At 26.3% G+C, this 21,437-nt stretch carries 17 protein-coding genes and 1 tRNA gene; 15 read left to right on the top strand and 3 right to left on the bottom strand.

From position 1 onward, the window contains the following. The first annotated feature begins 96 nt into the window (after positions 1–96). The 8 genes from ftsZ (at position 97) to BCF89_RS08195 (ending at position 5,299) form a co-directional block, all read left to right on the top strand. Positions 97–1,230 (top strand): cell division protein FtsZ, encoded by a 1,134-nt coding sequence (gene ftsZ, locus BCF89_RS02230; RefSeq protein ID WP_111518610.1) that lies wholly within the window; start codon positions 97–99, stop codon positions 1,228–1,230. Positions 1,231–1,318: 88 nt separating this feature from the next. Beyond that, entirely contained in the window at positions 1,319–1,981 is a 663-nt protein-coding gene (locus BCF89_RS02235) for a 16S rRNA (uracil(1498)-N(3))-methyltransferase (RefSeq protein ID WP_111518612.1), read from the top strand. An 88-nt stretch (positions 1,982–2,069) separates the two neighbouring features. Continuing rightward, positions 2,070–2,504, top strand: a complete 435-nt coding sequence (gene rplM, locus BCF89_RS02240; protein WP_111518614.1) for a 50S ribosomal protein L13 — start codon at positions 2,070–2,072, stop codon at positions 2,502–2,504. Further along, the gene (gene rpsI, locus BCF89_RS02245) at positions 2,504–2,902 is read left to right on the top strand and encodes a 30S ribosomal protein S9 (protein WP_111518616.1); all 399 of its coding nucleotides are present in this window, start codon (positions 2,504–2,506) and stop codon (positions 2,900–2,902) included. Before rplM ends, rpsI begins: the two co-directional genes overlap by 1 nt. Positions 2,903–2,950: 48 nt before the next feature. After that, positions 2,951–3,027, top strand: a tRNA-Ile gene (locus BCF89_RS02250). Positions 3,028–3,200: 173 nt separating this feature from the next. Then, the gene (gene rpsO, locus BCF89_RS02255; RefSeq protein WP_111518618.1) at positions 3,201–3,467 is read left to right on the top strand and encodes a 30S ribosomal protein S15; all 267 of its coding nucleotides are present in this window, start codon (positions 3,201–3,203) and stop codon (positions 3,465–3,467) included. 372 nt (positions 3,468–3,839) lie between these two features. After that, positions 3,840–4,337, top strand: coding sequence for a variable surface lipoprotein (locus BCF89_RS08190; RefSeq protein WP_111518620.1), 498 nt, complete (start codon positions 3,840–3,842; stop codon positions 4,335–4,337). Between the two features lie 467 nt (positions 4,338–4,804). Beyond that, positions 4,805–5,299, top strand: coding sequence for a variable surface lipoprotein (locus tag BCF89_RS08195; protein ID WP_111518624.1), 495 nt, complete (start codon positions 4,805–4,807; stop codon positions 5,297–5,299). 308 nt (positions 5,300–5,607) lie between these two features. Here the strand turns inward: BCF89_RS08195 and BCF89_RS08200 are convergent, their stop codons facing one another. Beyond that, complete coding sequence (locus BCF89_RS08200; RefSeq protein ID WP_111518626.1) at positions 5,608–7,029, bottom strand: RNA-binding domain-containing protein; 1,422 nt, start codon at positions 7,027–7,029, stop codon at positions 5,608–5,610. Between the two features lie 402 nt (positions 7,030–7,431). Between BCF89_RS08200 and BCF89_RS08205 the strand changes: the two genes are divergently transcribed. From BCF89_RS08205 to BCF89_RS08215, 3 genes are read left to right on the top strand one after another with little or no spacing between them, the layout of a single operon-like run. After that, entirely contained in the window at positions 7,432–7,959 is a 528-nt protein-coding gene (locus BCF89_RS08205; protein ID WP_111518628.1) for a tRNA (cytidine(34)-2'-O)-methyltransferase, read from the top strand. Between the two features lie 19 nt (positions 7,960–7,978). Beyond that, complete coding sequence (ylqF, locus tag BCF89_RS08210; RefSeq protein WP_111518630.1) at positions 7,979–8,836, top strand: ribosome biogenesis GTPase YlqF; 858 nt, start codon at positions 7,979–7,981, stop codon at positions 8,834–8,836. Then, on the top strand, positions 8,824–10,965 hold the full coding sequence (locus tag BCF89_RS08215; RefSeq protein ID WP_111518632.1) for an SGNH/GDSL hydrolase family protein: 2,142 nt from the start codon (positions 8,824–8,826) through the stop codon (positions 10,963–10,965). The genes ylqF and BCF89_RS08215 overlap by 13 nt, the downstream gene beginning before the upstream one ends. 39 nt (positions 10,966–11,004) lie before the next feature. Here BCF89_RS08215 and ffh read toward each other — a convergent pair whose 3' ends face one another. Further along, a complete protein-coding gene (ffh, locus tag BCF89_RS02295) occupies positions 11,005–12,333 on the bottom strand; it encodes a signal recognition particle protein (protein WP_111518634.1) in 1,329 nt (442 codons plus the stop codon). A gap of 180 nt (positions 12,334–12,513) precedes the next feature. Here ffh and BCF89_RS08220 point away from each other — a divergent pair, with 180 nt between their 5' ends. From BCF89_RS08220 to BCF89_RS02315, 4 genes are read left to right on the top strand one after another with little or no spacing between them, the layout of a single operon-like run. Beyond that, on the top strand, positions 12,514–13,884 hold the full coding sequence (locus BCF89_RS08220; protein WP_111518636.1) for a glycine--tRNA ligase: 1,371 nt from the start codon (positions 12,514–12,516) through the stop codon (positions 13,882–13,884). 1 nt (position 13,885) lies between these two features. Beyond that, on the top strand, positions 13,886–15,760 hold the full coding sequence (gene dnaG / locus BCF89_RS08225; RefSeq protein WP_277870050.1) for a DNA primase: 1,875 nt from the start codon (positions 13,886–13,888) through the stop codon (positions 15,758–15,760). 13 nt (positions 15,761–15,773) lie between these two features. After that, positions 15,774–17,327, top strand: a complete 1,554-nt coding sequence (locus tag BCF89_RS08230) for an RNA polymerase sigma factor (protein WP_111518637.1) — start codon at positions 15,774–15,776, stop codon at positions 17,325–17,327. Positions 17,328–17,350: 23 nt separating this feature from the next. Next, positions 17,351–18,196: a deoxyribonuclease IV gene (locus tag BCF89_RS02315; RefSeq protein WP_111518638.1), complete on the top strand. Its 846-nt coding sequence runs from the start codon at positions 17,351–17,353 to the stop codon at positions 18,194–18,196. Positions 18,197–18,387: 191 nt separating this feature from the next. On the opposite strand, the gene BCF89_RS02320 is transcribed toward BCF89_RS02315, so the two are convergent. Continuing rightward, complete coding sequence (locus tag BCF89_RS02320; RefSeq protein ID WP_111518639.1) at positions 18,388–21,282, bottom strand: hypothetical protein; 2,895 nt, start codon at positions 21,280–21,282, stop codon at positions 18,388–18,390. Positions 21,283–21,437: the final 155 nt, after the last annotated feature.

Here is a 21,437-nt window from a genome sequence, read left to right on the forward strand (position 1 = left end):
GATAAATATTATTTCAATCAACATTATAAAGTTATTTCAATTTTAAAATGTTCATTATTTTTACCATAAAAAAGCAAACAAAATGGAGGATAAGAAATGTCGACAATTGAAGAATTTAACTCTGTTGCTAAGATTAAAGTCATTGGAGTTGGTGGTGGTGGAAATAATAGTATTCAAGGAATATTGAATACAAAAATTGATGGTTTAGAATTTATTGTTGCTAACACTGACAAACAAATTCTAGATAAATTTAATAAGGAATTTACACTTCAACTTGGGGATAACAGAGGAATTGGCGCAGGTGCTAATCCTGAGGTTGGAAAAAAAGCAGCTGAACATTCATCTGAAGAAATAAAGAAAAAACTAAAAGATGCTAACTTAGTAATTATTACTGCAGGAATGGGTGGTGGAACTGGTACAGGAGCTTCACCTGTGATTGCAAAAATCGCCAAAGAACAAGGCGCATTAGTAATTGCTATTGTTACAACTCCGTTTGAATTTGAGGGAACCAAAAGAAATAAAGTAGCTCAAAAAGGTATTGAGGAATTAAAGAAACATGTTGATTCTTATATCATTATTTCAAATGATAAACTAAGTAAGGAATATGGAGAAATTAATTTCAAAGATGCTTTCAATGTTGCAAATAATATTGTTAAACAATTCATTCATACTGTAATAAGCATCATTGCAATTCCTGGTTTAATTAATCTTGATTTGGCCGATCTTGAGACTCTAATTAAAAATGCCGGCGAAACAATTGTTGGCATTGGAAATGCAAGTGGTGAAAATGCAGCTAAAACAGCAATAATAAATGCAATTAATAGTCCAATTCTGGAAAGTAATATCAAGGGAGCATCAAAAGCAATTGTTTACTTTTCATCATCAGCAAAGAATTCAATTAAAGACTTTGAAAATGCAATCAAAGAATTAAAAAATGTCGCCGGTCAAGACATTGACATTATGTTCGGAGTTAGTTTACAAACTAATGAAAGTCAAGAGAAACTTGATGAAACATATGTCTCTGTAATTGCAACTGGCTTTGACAAAAAAAATGAAACAAACGATTTCAATGAAATTGAAGACACAAATAAAAATTACTATGATGAAGATTCAACTAAGGAATATCTAATTAATCCAAGTTTATCTTCAAATATTAAAAACTCACATTTAGGTAATTCAGACCTAGATGATGATGACAATGATTTAATTTATCGAAATTTTAGAAACTAAGATGATGTAAGAAATTTTAGTAAATACTAATCTTTAGCTAATTAAATCAAAAGAGGAGCAATCCTCTTTTTTTATATAATTTTTAATTATGTATAAGTTTTTTTGTGATACAAAAGTTGATAACTATTTTTTGCTTGATGAACAAACACAAAATCATCTAAAAGTAATTCGGATTAAAAATAATGATTTTATAATCAACTATCAAAATGAATTTTATCTATGCAATCTAATTGAAAAAAATAAGGCAGTGATTAAAAGTAAACTAGACATAAATAATGAATTAGGTTATGAAATCATTGTGGCATTGCCAATAATTAAACACAATCATTTTGAAATTGCGCTGCAAAAAGCAACTGAATTAGGGGCGACAAAAATTATTCCATTTATTTCTAGTTATACTGACAAGTCAAATTTAAATATTGAAAATAAGTATTCAAGATTTAAAAAAATTATTTTAGAGGCAGCACAACAATCTTTTAGAAATAAAATTCCTAGTCTTGAAAAGATTGAATTATTTGAAAATATTTTAGATATCAATATAGAAAGTAAGATTCTTGCTTACGAGAATGAAAAAGATAAAAAAATAGAAAAAGTCACATCAGATACAATGATCATTGTCGGACCTGAAGGTGGTTTTTCAGATGAAGAAATCACCTTAGCAAAGAAAAAAAATGTTGCAATTGTATCCTTAACTAAAACGATTCTAAGAGCTGAAACTGCGATTATTTATATGTTGTCAAAAATTAACTAAAAATTTGAAAGTTATATTATAATAGGAAAGCATAAATTTAAATTGCAATTTAAATTAATATATTAAAAATATATAAGAAAGAGAAAGTATGCGTCAAACTACAATTATTAGAAAAGAAATAGTTGATAAAAAATGATACATCATCGATGCAGCCAACGTACCTTTAGGTAGACTTTCAACTCTTGTAGCTTCAATCCTTAGAGAAAAAAACAAACCAACATTTACACCAAATGTTGACATGGGCGACAATGTAGTTGTTATCAATGCAAAAGATGTTCTTTTAACAGCTAAAAAAGATGAAAAGAAAATTTACTACCACCACACTGGATACCCTGGTGGACTAAAACAAATTACTGCTGCTGATTTAAGAGCTAAAAAACCAGAACTTTTAGTTGAAAAAGCAGTTAGAGGCATGTTACCACACACCAAACTTGGTCGTAAACAATTTAAAAACCTATATGTATATGCAAATGCAGATCATAAACAAGTAGGTCAACAACCAATCGCAATCGAGGTTAAATAATGGCAGATAAAGTTAGATACTATGGTTTAGGTCGTCGTAAAACATCAGTTGCTAGAGTTTACTTAATTCCAGGAAAAGGTAACTTTGTTATCAATGGTAAGGAAGCTGCTCAATATCTAAATTCAGCTATCTTACTAAAAGATGCAAAAAGTCCTTTTAGTGTAACAGAAACAGTTGACCAATTTGATATATTTGTAAACGTAAATGGTGGTGGTTTAACTGGTCAAGCAGGTGCTATTAGATTAGGAATTGCTAGAGCTCTATTAGAAGCTTCAAATAATGAATTCCGTAATAAACTAAAAGATGCTGGTTTTCTAACAAGAGATGCCCGTGTTAAAGAACGTAAGAAATTTGGTCTAAGAAAAGCAAGAAGAGCAAGACAATTTTCAAAGCGTTAATATTTTTATGATATACTTATATGGGTCTTATCCATATAAGTATCAATTGCGAGCATAGCTCAGTTGGTTAGAGCACACGACTGATAATCGTGAGGTCGATGGTTCAAGTCCATTTGTTCGCACCATTTCATTAAGTTGACCAATTTTAAAAAAAATCACGCTTTTGCGTGTTTTTTTTAAAATTTATCATTCACTAGAATTCGAATAGCAAAATCAAAATAAATGATATACTTTATAAGATTAAAAAATTATTCCTTGGTAATAATTAAGATTATTGCTAGGTTATGAAAGGTTAATTATGATTTCAAAACAAAGAAAGGCAGAATTAGTTAAGGAATTTGGAAGAAATCCAAAAGATACTGGTTATCTACCAGTTCAAATTGCAATTTTAACTGAAGATATTGAATCCTTAAAAAAACATTTTGCAATAAATAAAAAGGATCTTCATTCAATGCGTGGTTTTATGGCTAAGGTTAATCACCGTAAAGCTTTATTAAACCACCTAAAAGAAGAAGATTATACTTTATATCAATCAACAATTAAAGCTTTAAACATTAGAAAATAAAATTGTAATAAAACTCAAAGTACAGCTAGTGCTTTGAGTTTTATTATCTTTAAAATTGATTAACAAATTCTAACAATTTAATTTCCTTAATCAAATGAAAATCTTCCTATTTTTCTTTAAAAATTAGTTATAAATTTTGATTTTCATTAGAAAATTCAATCTTTTTCAATCTTTTTTTACGATTTTCAAAAAAAAAAAAAAAAAAAGATAAAATAATTTTTCGTAAATTGTAAGCCCTGCTTCCGCCATGTTTGGATCCAAGGGTATTTTTAAATTTACAAATTTTAATTTAGTTTTAACTTGTTATCCCTTTATTTAAAAAACATATAACAATATTTGAATATTTAATAAACAACATTAGGAAAACAATATATGAAAAAAAGTAACAAATTACTATTAGCTTTAGGTTCAATCTCATCACTAGCAGCATTGCCTTTAATTGCAGCATCATGTGATAAAAATGATAAATCTAAAGAAGAAACTAAAAATAATCCAGCTACTTCTGAAGGGACAACAACAAATTCAAATTCCTCTTCATCAGCATCTACTTCAGGCGAGTCTACAACTGAAAGAGAACAAGGTGACCAAGCTGCACCTAGTTTAGGAAGTTCGCCTGCTGCACCAACACCTAAAAAAGAAAAAATTAATAGAGAATTAGCATTTTGACAAAGTTTAGGAGATTTTAGTTGATTAGGTGCTGAAGAAAGAGAGGAAGAACAAGAAAATCTTGGTGAAACAGCAGAACTAATAAAGCAAAATTCTGACCAAGTTGAAGAAGATGTTAAAAATAATTGAGGAAAACTTACTGAAGAAGACTTGAAAAAAGCTGCTGAATGATCTGAAATATGAGAATCTATAAGAACAAAATAGATTACTATATTTTTCTATTAAGATTGAATTATTAATAGTAAATCACAACTATTAATATTTGCAATTTTAAATTCTCGATAAAAGTGTCATATATTTGATAGTAAAACTTTTTAACTTATATATGACTTATAAAATAGCAAACAAGTTTCAATAAGTTTGCTATTTTTTTATATTAATGAAAACTAATAATTTTCTTATTGAGTTTTTTATTTTTAAATTAACCAGGTCAACATTTTCATTAGAAAATTCAATCTTTTTCAATCTTTTTTTGCGATTTTCAAAAAAAAAAAAAAAAAAAAAAAGATAAAATAATTTTTCGTAAATTGTAAGCCCTGCTTCCGTCATGTTTGGATCCAAGGGTATTTTTAAATTTACAAATTTTAATTTAGTTTTAACTTGTTATCTCTTTATTTAAAAACATATAACAATATTTGAATATTTAATAAACAACATTAGGAAAACAATATATGAAAAAAAGTAACAAATTACTATTAGCTTTAGGTTCAATTTCATCACTAGCTGCTTTACCTCTAATTGCAGCATCATGTGATAAAAATGATAAACCTAAAGAAGAAACTAAAAATAATCCAGCTACTTCTGAAGGGACAACAACAAATTCAAATTCCTCTTCATCAGCATCTACTTCAGGTGAGTCTACAACTGAAAGAGAACAAGGCGATCAAGCTGCACCTAGTTTAGGAAGTGCACCTACCGCATCAACACCTAATACTAAAAGAGATGGAAATTTCGAATTTTGAAAGAACTTAGGATCATTTGAATGACTTGGTGCTGAAGAAAGAGATAGAAAATTAGAATTAGACGAAAGAGAAAGATTAGGATCTATTGCAGATGCAATAAAACAAAATTCTGATATGGTTAAGAAAAATTGAGAAAATGTTTCTGATGAAGGAAGACAGTCTGCAGACTTTTGATCCAACTGATGAGAATCCGGAGACGAATAAAATCAATAAAATAACTCTAACTAATATAAAAAAATAATCAATTTTATGTTATCTAATAATAAAATCAAATAATGATGTAATAGTAGACTTATGATTATAAAGTCTACTATTTTCTATCTCTTTTTCTAATTTATAATACAAATCTTAATCTTATATAATAAAGTTTCATAGCCTAATTAATGTAATAGGTGTGTTAATAATCCTCTATTAATCTGTCAATAATCTATTTAAGTAAATTCAATAAGAATTATGCATAAATTGTTTATTGCTATGTTAATTATATATTGCAATCGAAATTAAAATATTCTTTATTTTTTAACTCTATATCTAGTAGATCTTCCATCATTTTCTTTAATAATTTGATTTTCTTCTAATAAATTATTAATTATTTGATTTGCTCTTGTTCTTTTAACATTAGCAACCTTTTCTATATCTCTTCTTGTAAAACTAGGAATACTTTCAATATAATCTAAAACAATTTGATTTTGTGAATTCGTTGCATTATATTCTACTTCATTTGCTTTATATTTTTTATTTTCGTTAAAATCATTTCTAATATTTCCAATAAAAAGATCATCATTTTTATAATTCAAATTTCATAAAACTACTTTAAATAATTGCTCGTTGGACATAAATATGGGTTTTAGATGATTTGAATAATTAAACTGACTTGCATATAACTCTATGATTTTAGCTAAACCACTTCCGCGTTTTTCCATATAATTAATTCTTCAAAATATATTAGCTATAGCTTCATTTCTTCTTCTTGAAACAATTGCTCATGTTGGAGTTTCTTGAATATTTGTTCCATCAAACATTCCACCAGGTGAAGTTATTTCAATTCTATTATCGTAGATATCCACATCAATTTGCGACCCATCACTTGAATAGTCACGATGAATTAAAGCATTAACCAATGCTTCTCTAATAGCTAAAAAAGGATAACTGGGATAATCAATTCTTTTTTCATCAGTTTTTTTTCACATAATAGGATTGTAATTATTTATAAAATCTTCTGTTTTTTCAAAAATATCGATTAAACTTCCTCTAAATTCCTTTGTATTCAAACTTAAAATTTTAGAATTTGTTTTGTTAGTTCCATTTCATCTTGTTGCATAAACTTTTGATGATTTTATAAACCCATTATCAGCAATTAAAGCTCCTGCATTTGTTAGAAAATCATCTTTTACTAAATCAAGAGAAACTAGTTGACTTACAGTTTTTGCCTGTTGACCAATTTCGTTTAACTTTGAATTTAAACTTTCAAAACTAGCTTGCCTTCAATTTATTTTAGTTTTTAATGTGTCGAATGATTGTTTAGCTCCACGAAAAGTTAAATGCTTTAATTGATTTGCATTTGCTTTTATACTTTGATTACCAAATCTTATATATGCCGCATCTCCTTCATGAGTCAAATAGCGATATGGTGTTTCTTCCCCTTTCATAATTGTTAAAATTATCAATTTCAATCCATTCTCTTCTTTGATTTCACAATAAAATTCCGGATTTGGATCAATTTTTGTTTTAATGGCTTCACTAATTTCTTCTAAAATAACTTGAGGATCCTTTAGACCAACTATTTGATGACTATCATTTATACCAATAAATATTTTTCCACCCTTTGTGTTTGCAAAGGCACTAACAGTACGCAATAAATTATCTGGATTCTTTTTATCAAAAGTAACTTTATATTCAACCGTTGAAGTTTCACCTAAATGATTAAGATTCATATTTGTCTCACCCTCCTATTATGGATGCTAATTAAAATATATTATATAATTATTCTACCACTTTTTCTACCACTTGTGGTAGATTAACGGTAGATTAGTGGTATAAACAGTTGATTATTCAGTATTTTGCAACCCATTCTACCACTTTTTCTACCACTTGTGGTAGAGTAATGGTAGATTAGTGGTAGAAAAATAATTTTTAGACCTCTATATTTCTAGTTCTCGAACCTTTGATTCTTAATATAAATTTCACATACTAAAATATATTAAAAATAAGTAACTTAAATCCTTTATATGAGTCTTATAAAATAGGAAATAAACTTTTTTTATTTTTTATTTTTTATTTCTTATTTTTCTAACTTATAGAATTCATTTTATTGATGTATAGTAAAATTCTATAATATGATTAATATTGTTTTATACCAACCTGAAATAAGTCCAAATACAGCTAATATCATTCGTACTTCTTTTGCTGGGAATGCAAAATTACACATAATTAAACCTATTGCTTTTGATTTACACCCACATTGATTAAAAAGAAAAGCAGCAGGTCATTTTTTAAGTGAAATTCAACATGAAATTCATAAGAATTATGATGAATTTATTAAAAAATATCCCGACAAAGATATTTTTTATATAACCCGTTATGGACTAAAAAATTATGCTGATCAAGATTATAAAAAGATCCTGGAAGATAAAAAAGAAATCTGAGTTATGTTTGGAACTGAAAGTACTGGAATTCCTAAAAGAATCATGCAAAATAAGATTGAAAATTGTTTAAGAATTCCAATGAATCCTAATTGCCGTAGTTTGAATTTAGCCAATTCAGTCGCAATTGTTCTATATGAAATTTTAAGACAACTTGATTTTGCTGATCTTTCATTATTTGAAGTGCAAAAAGGTAAAGATTTTATTTTAAAAAAAGACTAATATAAATTAAGGAAATACTATGATTCATTGATTCCCAGGACATATGGCGAAGCAATTTAAATTACTTCAAGAAAAACAAAAGATTTTTGATTTATTTATTGTTGTTATGGATGCAAGAATTCCAAGAAGTTCATTCAATGAAGAAATCTTTAAAGTAATTAACAATAAACCAATATTATTTGTTTTAAATAAATCTGATAAGGCTGACTTATCAAAATTAAAATTTTTTGTTAAGCAATATGAAAAAAGAGGTCAAGTTATAATTAGTAATCTTAAAAATCCTGCTACTTATAAAAAACTTGATTCTGCGATCAATAAAGAGTATTTAAAACTTAAGGTAAAAAATGAGTCTAAGGGAAAATTAAGTCCACCTCTAAAATGTGTTGTTTTGGGCATTCCAAATGTCGGCAAATCGACCCTAATTAATACAATGGCTAAATCAAAATCAACAAAAGTTGGAGCTATAGCTGGCATAACTCGCTCTGAACAATGAATAAATTGCAAGAACTATATGTTGCTTGATACACCCGGACTTCTTATGCCAAAAATTAAGAGCAATGAAATCGGAGCAAAGTTAGCAATTGTTGGCTCAATTCGTAAAGAGGCAATTGACCAAAATGAACTTATTATTGAACTATATCGCTTAATGTCAAAATATTATCCAAAAAAATTAAATGAAATCAATCTTGAACCCGCTGATGATGAAGAAAGTATTTTTTTAAATATAAATAAATATAGTGTGGCTAATAATCTACTTATCAAAAATGGACAATATGACATAAAAAGAGGAATTAATTTGTTAATCAATCATTTTCAAAATTTAAATAATGTCATTTTTGATAATGTCGAAGAAAGTGAAGAATTATGGAAGAAATAAGTAAACAAAAAATAAGATATGTTGCAATAGGTGATGCATTTGCGGCTGGATATAATTCAAAAATAGGTTTTGCAACAAATGGATATCTAGATAAAAATAATATAGTTAATGGACTGTGTTACCCAAGTGTCCTTGCATCTTTGATAAATAAGAATAAGCACTTACAACTAGAATCTTTCTATAATTTTTCTTTTTCAATTGGTAACATTGATTTTTTGCAATCAATCTATTCAAATAATAAGAAAGAGATCTTAAAGAATGGCAATATCATTGATTTAATTCAATCAATTGATTGATTTGCTTCTAATCCTTTTAAGAACTTTTTTTCTAATTTTTTAAATGATTGAAATATCAAAAATAATGACTTTGCTTTTATCTCAGACAAAATTAAAGAAGCAAATCTTATTTCAATTACTGCTGGTTTCTTTGATTTCTTTAATAAATTACCGTTTAAAAAAATAAAGTCATTAAATAAATTAGTTAAAGAAGAACGCGGAAAAACTATTGTTTCGATCAAAGAGGACATCGATGCAATAAAAAATGAAATTGGAAATAAATTAATTTCATTTGTTAAATTAATTAAGTCAATGAATGGAAAAGCAAAAATTTTTATTACTAACTATCCTCATCTTCTTCTTAATTTAAGATTTGCAATCAATTCATATATTAATGAAAACCAAATTAAGAGTTTTGATTTATATGAATATATTAAGATAAGTCTTAACTCTATGATTGAATCAATTGCTAAAAAAGTAGCAATCGATTTCATTGATATTGATGATTTTGAGTATTGAAATAACAATTCTAAATACTTATTTGAAAACATTTTTTCCTTTTTTCCCACTGAAAAAGGCTATAAGAAAATCGGAATGGATATCTATACAAAACTATTTAGTTTTAAAGATAGTTTTAAAGAACAACTTAAGAATCCAACATTTCTAAATCAATATATATCAAATAAAGAATATTGAACTAATAATTTTAATTCTTATACTTCTCTAATAAATAATAAAGACATTGAATCTCTTTTTTATGACGTATATGGAAATAATAAGAATGAAAATATATATTTAATGAATGAAAACGAAAAAAGGTATCATTCAAACTTAAGTTACAAAATTAGAGTTTCTGATTTTCTTTCATTATTTTTAAGATATTATGGATTTCTCTTATCCGATTTGGTTAAAAAAATAATCACAGACAAATTTACTGAAATTAAAGATAAATACAAATTCATTGAGAAACTCATTGAATTTACAACAAATGAACAAAGAACAAAACAAGTAATTCTTGTGTTTTTAAAGAATCAAAAACTAGATAATATTTTATATATTCTAGAACAATCCATCTTTAAACAACAATTAAACTCAAATATAAATCTTAACCATAATGTTATCATTTCACAATTAATTAATATCCTAAAGCATAATCAGTATCTAGTTTATGATGTTCTAAAGTATTTCTTTAATTCTCAGTTGATTACTGAATCAAAGAAAGAAATCAATAAGATTATTGAATTATTCATTAAAGAAAGTTTAAATACTGATCTTTTAAATTATTTTTTTAACTTTAAAGGAAATAATAAATTTAAAAAGATTATAAATTATGTTTTAAGTTTAGATTCATTCAAAAATTTTGTTAATTTCTTTGTTGAATCATTAATTAATTATGCAAATATATACATAACATTAAAGAATTTTGACCAATTATGAGCAAACTTTATCATCAAAAACAAATACAATATCTTGCTTCTAATTGACAAAATTTTAGTTGAGCTAACTGAAGATACAAAGATTACTGAATCAATTGAATTCTTTACTCAGTCAATCAGTGACCTTTTAAGACTTGAGATTGAATCTAAAGATTATAAACTACTAAATAATGCAATAGCCAATATATTAAACATTCTTAAAAGTAATCCAAAATATTTAAATAATTTAGGATTAAAATTACTTGATCGAATCAAGGATATATCACTTTATGATTTAATCTTTTTAAGTAAAGAAAATAAGAAAAAAATTCTTAAATGAACAAACTTTATTTCAATTAATAAATATTTAATTTTAGGTTTTAAAATCTTAAAAAACCTCTTAGTTATTAGAAAAATAATTCTTAAATATAAAATATAAAAAGTTGACTTTGCAATGAGTCAACTTTTTAATTACTTTTTAGTTTCCTAGAATTCCATTTTTTAGTTGTGGATTAGATGCCATTTCTTTCATTTGTTTTGACATACGTTCAAAATCATTTAGTAACAAATTATATTCCCTAGCACTTCTGCCAGATCCTTTGATGATTCTTTCTTTTCTTGAGGCATTTTTTAAAAGTTTGGGATTCTTCTTTTCAGCTTCGGTCATTGAATTAATTAAGTAAGTATAGATTTTAAATTTATTTTCTGCTTCATCAATTTTTTCATCACTGATTTTATCAGCCATTCCTGGAATTAGTTTAAGAATTGATTTCATTTTACCCAATTTCTTAATTTGCGCCAATGAGTTCATTAGATCATTCAAATCAAATTTACCACTAATCATTTTATAACCGATTTTTTTCATCATTTTTTCATCAACTTCTTCGGAAGCTTTTTCAATTAATGATAAAACATCGCCCATCCCCAATATCCGATCAGCCATTCGGTCAGGATGAAAGACTTCTAGTCCAGTAATTTTTTCACTAACCCCAATAAAAGCAATGTTTAACTTTAGTAAATGAGTAATACTTAGTGCTGCTCCACCTCTTGCATCAGAATCTAATTTTGTAATAATTGTTCCATTTAAATTTAATTCTTCATGGAATTTTTTAGCACTATTAATTACATCCTGACCACTCATTGCATCAACAACTAGAAAAATATAATCAGGTTTTGTATAACGTTTAATTTCTTTTAATTCATCCATTAAATTTTCATCAATTGCTAAACGTCCAGCTGTATCAATGATAACTAAATCATTTTTAAATTCTTCAGCTTTTTTAATTGATTCAGTTGCAATCAAAAGCGCATCATTTTCTTTTTTTGTAAAAAAATCAATTTGATTTTGTTTGGCTAGTTGATCTAGTTGGTCTCTAGCAGCAGGACGATATATATCATCTCCAACTAATAAAGGTTTTCTAAAAATTCCTTTTTTTCTAAAATAAAAAGCTAATTTTGCTGATGTAGTTGTTTTACCAGAACCTTGCAATCCAACCATCATAATCTTTGTTGGATGTCCTTTTGGTTTAATTTCAATTGCATTATTTCCAAGGATTGCTGTTAATTCATCTTTGAATATTTTTAAAACGGTTTGTTGTTGATTTAACTTACCTATAATTTGGCTATTCAAGGCTTTCTCTTTAACTTGTTTAATAAAAAGTTTAACAACTTCTAAATTAACATCGGCTTCTAATAAAGCAAGTTTAACTTCTCTTAATATTTCAAGAATATCTTCTTCATTAATTGATAGTTTTTTATTAATCTTATCTATTGATTTTTGAAATCTTTTTTGTATAAAATTTAACATAAAAATATTATAACAAAACACAAGATTAAAAAACTTTAAAGCTTCAAAGTTATTGCGCTAAATACAAAAAAATTCAAGTTGGAATTATAAATATTTTTTCTTGCAAAGCGATTAGATTTTTTTGTATTTTTTGGTAAAATTTATTATTAATTCTAATAATAAAGCTTTTGGAGAGTGTTTGTGGATAATAATTTAGAAAAAGATATTCAAAATGTGATTGCGCATTTAAAAAACCAAGGCTTTGTATACCAAAATTCCGAAATATACGGGGGATTAGTTAACACTTGAGACTATGGGCCTCTTGCTGTTGCAATTTTAAATCAAATTAAGAGTTTATGAATCAATGAATTTATAAGAAAAGAAAGAAACTTTCTAATTGATTCAAAAATTATTATGAATAAATCTGTTTGAAAAGCTAGCGGGCATATTGATAATTTTTCTGATTATTTGATTGAAAATAAAATTAACAATAAAAGATATCGTGCTGACCATATTATAAAAGATTTATTTCCAGATCTTGATATTGAAAAGTATACACTTGAACAACTAGAAACAATCATTAAAGAAAAGATAAAAAAATATGATGGATCCGAAACTAATTGAGGGAACATTAGACCATTTAATTTAATGTTTAAAACACAAATGGGCGCAATTGATAATGCTACATCAGAAACATTTTTAAGACCTGAAACAGCACAAGGAATCTTTGTTAATTTTAAAAATTTAAGTCGTAGTTCAAGAGCTAAATTACCCTTTGGGATCGGACAAATTGGAAAAAGTTTTCGTAATGAAATCACACCAAGAGATTTTATATTTCGCACAAGGGAATTTGAACAAATGGAACTTGAATTTTTTTGTGAAGAAAAAGATAGCGAACATTTTTATAAATATTGAATTAACAAGGCTAAAGATTTTGTTTTAATGTTAGGTTTAAAACAAGAAAATATTAGATTAAGAGAGCATAGTAAAGAAGAACTAAGTCATTATTCAAAGGGTACATCAGATATTGAATATTTATTCCCTTTTGGATGAGGAGAACTTCTAGGAATTGCTAATCGAGGTCAGTATGATCTTGAACAACATATGAAATTCTCTGGTGAGTCACTTGAATATCTAAAAGAAGATGGAACCAAAATTATTCCATATGCAATTGAGCCATCAATTGGTTTAGATCGTTTATTATTTGCATTGTTAATTGATGCTTATGTTATTGAAAAACTTGATAACAATGATGAAAGAATAATTCTTAAACTAGATAGAAAAATTGCCCCATATGAAATAGCAGTTCTTCCATTAATGAAAAAGCAATCATCTGAAGCTAAGGAGATATTTAATTATCTACTTGCAAATACAAATTTAAGAGTTACTTATGATGAAAGCGGATCAATAGGTAAAAGATATCGTCGTCAAGATGCAATCGGTACACCATATTGCATAACAATTGATTTTGATACTACAACAAATAAAATTGTCACAATAAGAAACCGTGATACAATGAAGCAAGAAACAATTTTAATTTCTGAAATTGAAAACTACTTTAGAAATAAATAAAATGAAAGTAAAGGTTTGAATGTCTAAGGAAAATATTTGAGATTTTATTATTTCTAAATGTGATATTGTTAACATTATTGGTCAATATATACCACTTACAAAGCAAGGAAAAAACTATAAGGCAAACTGTCCTTTTCATTCCGAAAAGACTCCATCATTCATTGTTAGCGCTGAAAAGCAGTTTTTTAAATGCTTTGGTTGTGGAAAGTCAGGTAATGTCATTAAATTTATTGAGTTTAAAGAAAATTTAAACTCAATTGAAGCGCTTAAGTTTCTAGCCCAAAAGGAAAATATCGATATCTCATCATTTGATAAATTCTTTTTAGAATCAAATATATCATCAGAGCAACAAAAAATTCTAGATGCACTTGAAGTTGCAAATAATTTTTTTAGATATCAAATTATCTTTGAAAAAAACGAAGCAATTGAGAATTATTTAAAGAAAAGAAAACTAAGCGCTGAAATTATTAAGGAATTTGAATTGGGTTTTGCTAGTGCAAATAAAAGTATTTATGCAAAACTAAAAGATTCAGAAATTGAAGATTTTGCAATTTACAACTCCTCATTACTTTCTAATTTTGGTAATCAAAACTTCTTTAATGACCGCTTGATTTTTCCAATTCATGATAAATATGGAAATATTGTCGCTTTTTCAGGAAGGGATATTAGTGAACTTGCAAATCCTAAATACTTAAATAGCGCAGAAACTATTGTTTTTAGAAAAAATGATGTTATGTTTAATTATTTTCATAGTTTGGATGAAATTAATCAAACAAACGAAGTTTACCTAGTTGAAGGTCAATTTGATTGTATTGCTCTTTGAAAAGTAGGAATTAAAAATGTAGTCGCTTTAATGGGAACTTCACTTTCAACAAATCATCTAAAAGAACTAACAAATAAAAATATTATTCTTTTCTTTGATAATGATGAAGCTGGCAAAAATGCAACATTTAAAAATCTAAAAATAATTTTAGAGAACCTAAAAAAATTCAATCTAAATGTGTCATTTATTAATAATAGCCTTAACAAAGATCCTGATGAACTCTACAATCTAGATGATGGTATAAGTCTTAAAAAAATTGCGTTAAATAAGATTGATCTCATTGAATTTCTTTTCAATGCATTTGATGAAATAAATAAAGAGAATGCAAATGAAATTGCAAAATTAAATGCATATGAAATGCTATTTGAATATGTTAGTTATCTTCATGATCAATGAATAATCATTCTCCAAGAAAAACTAGAAAAGAGTAATCTTATTTCAAAGGATCTATTCTATTCATTACTAAAAAATAAGAAAAAAAATAAATTCTCATATCAACTAGCAGATAATCCAAACTCTTCTAAGAACCTAAAATACCAATCAGATGATTTGAGATTTAATCAATATGCTTTTGATAGTAGCATTGAACAATTTAATCTAGATAAAAAAAATAAAAAAGCTCAAGCTAAGATTGAATTACAAAATAAAATTTCATTCCATCGTACAACATTAATTGATTTTTATATTATTGTTACTTCGTTATCACAAGATTTCTTTAACAAAGACTTTGTAAGAAACTTTAAAAATATCTCATTCACCGATGCAAATCAAAATCTAAAAAAATTAGTTGATTATGCAATCAATAAGCGAATGGAAAATGAAAATTGCAGTCCAAAAGATATCATCTCGTTCCTACAAGAAGATATTGCACAAAAAAACAGTTCTAATGACAATGTCAAATATGAAGAGTTTTTGAAAATTGCTAAAGAACTTGAAAATTGTAGTAAAGATGACCTTTTTGATAAATTAATGGATAACAAAGAGCACTTTCAAAAAAAATATCAAGGTTTGCGTAGTTTAAAAAATAAAAATAAGAAAAAATTTATTTCTTAAGGAGAATAAAAAAATGGAAAATAAAGATTTAGAAAAATCAATCGATTACACAGTCAAAATTATTGAACAAGAAATTAAAAAAATTCAAAAGAAAAACCCAGATAAAAAATCTTTTTCTCAGGAAGAAGTTTTTGATCTTATTGACAAAAAGAAATTATATGTTGACGAAGAAGAATCAGATCTTCTATTATCTAAACTTCTTAAGAAAAAAATTATTTCTAATAATGTTGATGATGGTGATAATGATGATATCAATGGTTTCGATGATGATTTTAAACTTGATGAAGATGAATTAAAAGCAATTGATAGTGAAGAAGACACGGAAAATAGTGATGAAATCTTTGAAGAAGAAGGCGAAGAAGGCGTTGAAGAAATCGAATTTGATGATGCCTCAGTTGGGCATAGTCAAAAGAAAGATTATGAAGTTTATGATGAGGATGTTGAGTTTATTTCAAATAATATTCATCATAGCGACTATGATGAAGAAGAGGATTATGATAGTTACGATCTAGATGATTATGACGAATATAATGAATTATCATGATCTAAAAAAAGTCATGACGAACTAGGTGCTTCAAAATTACTAAAGAACTATAACTCTGAAGATATTCAAATTGGTAGTTTAAAGCGAAATATGGAACACAGCAACCTTTCAAATCGTTTAACTGAAACTAATGATATTGTTAAATGATACATGCGTTGAATTGGAAAATATGGAAAACTTTTAACTGCTAAAGAAGAAAAAGAACTAGCTGAAAAAATGGAAAATGCTAAAGCAGCTGGCAATATGTATAAATTTAAAAAGGCTAGAGATTTATTAGTCAAAAGAAATTTAAGATTAGTGATTAATAACGCTAAGAAATATAAAAATAGAGGGCTTAGTTTTATTGACTTAATTTCAGAGGGTAATGCTGGAATTATGAAGGCTGTTTCCAAATATGATTACAAAACAGGTTTTAAATTCTCAACTTATGCAACATGATGAATAAGACAGGCAATCACAAGAGCAGTTGCAGATCAAGCAAGAACAGTTAGAGTCCCAGTTCACATGGTTGAAACTATTAATAAGGTTTTAAAAATTGAAAGAGAACTTCAACAAGAACTAGATTATCCACCAACAGATGAAGAAATAGCTAAAAAATTCGGTGGTGATTTTACTGCTGAAAAAGTAAGATACATAAGAAAAATCAATATCAATCCAATCTCACTAGATAAAAACATTGGGAAAGAAGAAAATTCAAGTTTTTCTGACTTTGTTAAGGATGAAAGTGTAACTAGTCCAACAAATTACACATCACAACAAGAGTTAAGTGTAATTCTTAATGAAATGATTAATTCATTACCTGACGAATCAGATCGGCTATTAATTAGAAAAAGATATGGTGTTTCAGATGTTAATGGTGTATCTTATCGTCCACATTCATTAGATGAATTATCAAAAGAACTTGGCATTTCAAAAGAAAAAGTGCGTCAAATCGAAACAAAAGTATTACGTAAATTAAAACATCCGCAAAAACGTAAAAAATTAAAAGAATTTTTTATCCACGAAAGTTATGACCTTGATTAATAACTAAAAATTAAGGAATATATATGATAAAAATTGGCAGTCACATCTCTTTTAGCAAACCTAATTATTTAGAAAAAGCAGCACAGGAATCAATTGAAAATAATGCGAATTGCATGATGATTTACCTTGGTGCTCCGCAAACAACATTAAGAGTTCCTAAGGAAAATTATCATTTAGAACAATATAAAAATCTATATTCAAAGAAAATTAGTCCCCAAGATATCATTGTGCACGCTCCCTATATTGTTAATCCTTCTAATCCTGAAAAAAGTCAATTTGCAATCAATTTCTTAGTCTCCGAAATTAAACGAATGAATTATATTGGCGCTAAATATTTAGTCCTACATCCAGGATCACATACGACATTTACAATTGAAGAAGCAAAGAATACATTAATTGAATCACTAAAGAAAATTTTAGCGCAAACAAATGATGTTATCATCGCACTTGAAACAATGGCAGGAAATGGTTCTAATTATTGCAATAGTTTTGAAATTCTTAAAGAAATAATTGAAAAAGTAGATTCAAAACGTATATGTATCTGTTTAGATACATGTCATATTTGAGATGCGGGATACAATATTAAAAACTACGAACAATTTAAATCCTACTTAAAAGAAAAAGACTTTTTAAAATATATAAAAGTTATTCATTTAAACGATTCAAAAAATGAATTAAATTCCAAAAAAGACCGCCATGCAAATATTGGCCAAGGTTACATTGGACTTGAAAGTCTAAAGAAATTTGTCTTTGACCCTGACTTTGATAATATTCCAATAATCTTAGAAACTCCTTACATTAACAATAAACCTCCCTATAAGGAAGAAATTTCTTTATTATTAGATAAAACTGAACCAACATTATTTTAATTTAATGAACTTATAAAATCTCATTTCAATAAGTTCATTTTTTTATACTTTTTATTGAAAATAGAATTTATCTTAAACTTACCTAGAAATTCATTATTTTATAATAATGTGGAATGAAAATATAAAAATAAACTCCATTTTATATCATTTATGGAGTTTATTTTGAAAATTGCTACTATTTAGATAATTAATTAATCTTGAAATTCAACAATTAAACGACCTGTTAAGACTTCACTTCCGATGATGTCAATTGTTGCTGATTCTTCAGTAATATTCGAAGCATACACATTTTTTGTATCTAATTTATAGTCTGTTCTAAGTGTAATATTACTTTCTAGGAATTGCTTTACAATATTGCTAAATGTTCTATTGTTTTTGTCAATCTTCATTAGATACTTACCGTCATTCATATTGTCAGTTATTACTTTATCAATTGTTGTTCTTGAATCGGTACCATGCAATTGCAATCTTAAGGCTTCAATTTCAGCGATTAGTTTTTCATCTTTACTAATTTTTCTTAAATTTATTAATTCTTCATTTGCTTTATTTAATTCATCTAATGTTTTAGCTAAAGCATCTTTTTGACCTTTTATTTCATCATGTAATTTCTTATTTTCTCTAGTTGATTTTCTATAACTAAATTCAACTGCTGGGACATAGGTATTTATTATTTCAGCCGAATTTCCCATTTTTTCTAATTTTGAATTTAATTCATTATTTATTTCAATCAATGAATCATTTTCATCTTGTAATTCTTCAATGAATTTTGCTATTTCATCAGATATTTTATTGGTTAGATCGTTATCCTCTGCAATCTTATTTAGTAATTCATTAATTACTTCAGAATTTTTTTCTAGCATATCAAATGATTCACTTAACTCTTTATATTTCTTATTTTTATTTTCTAATTCACTTGATAATTTTTTATTTTTTTCAAGTAATGAAACTATATTTCTTGAATATGATGAAACTTTTTTTAATGTCTCTAAAGTTTGTTTTTTAATAGCTTCTAATTCTTTATTCTTTTTAGCTATTTCTTCTTTATTTTTTTCTTTTTCTTTATTTAGAGTTTCGATTTCAGAATCTAATTTTGTTTTCTTTTCTTTTAATTCATTTACTAAGCTATTCAATGAACCTATTTTTTCTTTATTATTCTTAATTTCTATTTTTCTAATTAATGTACTTAGAAGTGAAATTGAATTTTCTTTTTCTAGGTCTTTGTTTTCTTCGATTAATTTCGATATTGCTTCATCTTTTTGTTTATTTTCTTTTTCTAATAATTCAATGAAATTATCCAAGTCTTCTAATTCCTCATTGTCAACTTCTATTTCATCTTTTAATATGTCAATTAGTTTCTTTGTTTCTTTTGATTTTTCTTCTAGTTCATTAAATTTTTCTTTTAATTTTTTATATTCGGAATTCTTTACTAAAATATTGTGCGTAGAAGTTATCTCTTCTCTTTTAAGTGCTTCAATCTTATTCTTTAGTTCGCTAATTCTTGTTGCCTGAAAACTCATTATTCTGCTTAGTTTTTCTTTTTCAACGTCTAATTTTGCAATTAAATCTTTATTCTGTGCTTCGGAAGTTTTTATTTTTGCAGATAATTCTTCTGATTTCTTTTCTAATTGCTTCTTTTCCTCATTTAGCTTTTCTAACTCTTTAACTTTTTCAGCAATTAATTTTTTATCATTTTCTTTTTGTTCATTCAAAACATTAATGTCAGTTTCTAACTTAGTTTTTTTATCATTTAAGTCAAAAATTGCTTTGTTTAGTGCATCTAATTGAGCTTTATTTTTCTTAATTTCAAGTTCTTTCTTGAATGCATTTAGAAGCGAAATAGTATTTTCTTCTTCTAATTTCTTATTTTTTTCTGATAATTTTAATAATTCTGCAATTTTTATAGCTATTTCATCTTGCAACTTTTTATTATCTTTTTTTACTTTCTTATAACTTAAGTTTAAAGATAAATTGTAAGTATTTGAAGCATCAATTTTTTCTTTTATTTTCTTTAATTCTTTACTTAATTCAGTATTTTCTTTTTCAACTAATAAAATGAAGTTTTCAAGTTCTTCCATATCTTCAGCACTTGCTGCTTCATCATCATTGATTTTTTCAATCAACTTATCAATTGCGGAAGAGTTTTCCTCTAATAGATCAAATGCCTCAATTAATTTCTTGTAATCTCCTTCTAACTTAGATAATTTTTCTTTTTCTTCAGTAAATTTCTTTTCTAATTCTTTGTTTTTTTCTTCCAATTTAGAATTATTTTTGGTTAACTCAGATAGTTTTTGTGAAGATTCTTCTTTTTCTTTGTTGATTTTTTGTAATTCTTTTTCTTTGGCTGCTAATTCTTCTTGATTTTTTTGCTTATCCTTACTTAGTTCAGCAATATTTTTCTTTAATTTTTCTTCTTCCGCCGTTAACTTACTTATTGAATCATTTAAGTTTGTTAGTTGTCTCTTATTATTTTCAATTTCAGTTTTTTTTGAAATAATTTCTGTATCTAATGCTTCATTTTTTTCTTGTAATGACTTAAGTTCTTCTTTTAATTTATTATCTTCTTCAATAACTTTTTGCAATTTGGCTTTTTCAGCTTCCAAATCACTACTCATTTTTTTATTTTTTTCTTCTAAAGTAACGACTCTTCTTGTGTGCACTGAAACCTTATGCAATGCTTCTGATATTTGATTTTCAATTTTATTCAATTGTTCAATCTTTTTAGCTAATTCATCTTCATTTTGCTTTTTATTTTTTTCTAATTCTGCAATTATTTTTTTAAGATTTGCTTCTTCTTTATTTAGGTTATCAATTGATTTTTTTAAGGTTTCTAATTCATTTTTAGATTTTTCTAATTGAGATTTTAATTTATTACCCAAATATGCTTTATATGCGTATGCATATTTAGCTTGAATCTTTTCCATCTCATTTTTTTTAATTTTTTCTTTTAGTAATTTATTTTCATCAGTTTCTTTTTTAGGATTGCTACTATTTTTATTTTTGTTTGTAATTGTTTCATATGCAACAACTGCAGTTGTTGAAAGAGCAACTGTTGTTGCTGCTGCGATTGCTCAAATTAATTTTGCCATTTTATTTTATTTACCCCAATGCTAGTAATAAGACTTTTTAAATATTAACTTTTAATTATTTATATGCACAGTCCCCCAAAAACCGGACAAAAAAGTGGAGGATTTTTTCATGCAAAAATATACATATGAATTAAAGAAAGAAATTATTTTTGATT

The sequence above is a fragment of the Metamycoplasma auris genome (assembly GCF_003253435.1).
In the GTDB taxonomy this organism is placed as follows: domain Bacteria; phylum Bacillota_I; class Bacilli_A; order Mycoplasmatales; family Metamycoplasmataceae; genus Metamycoplasma; species Metamycoplasma auris.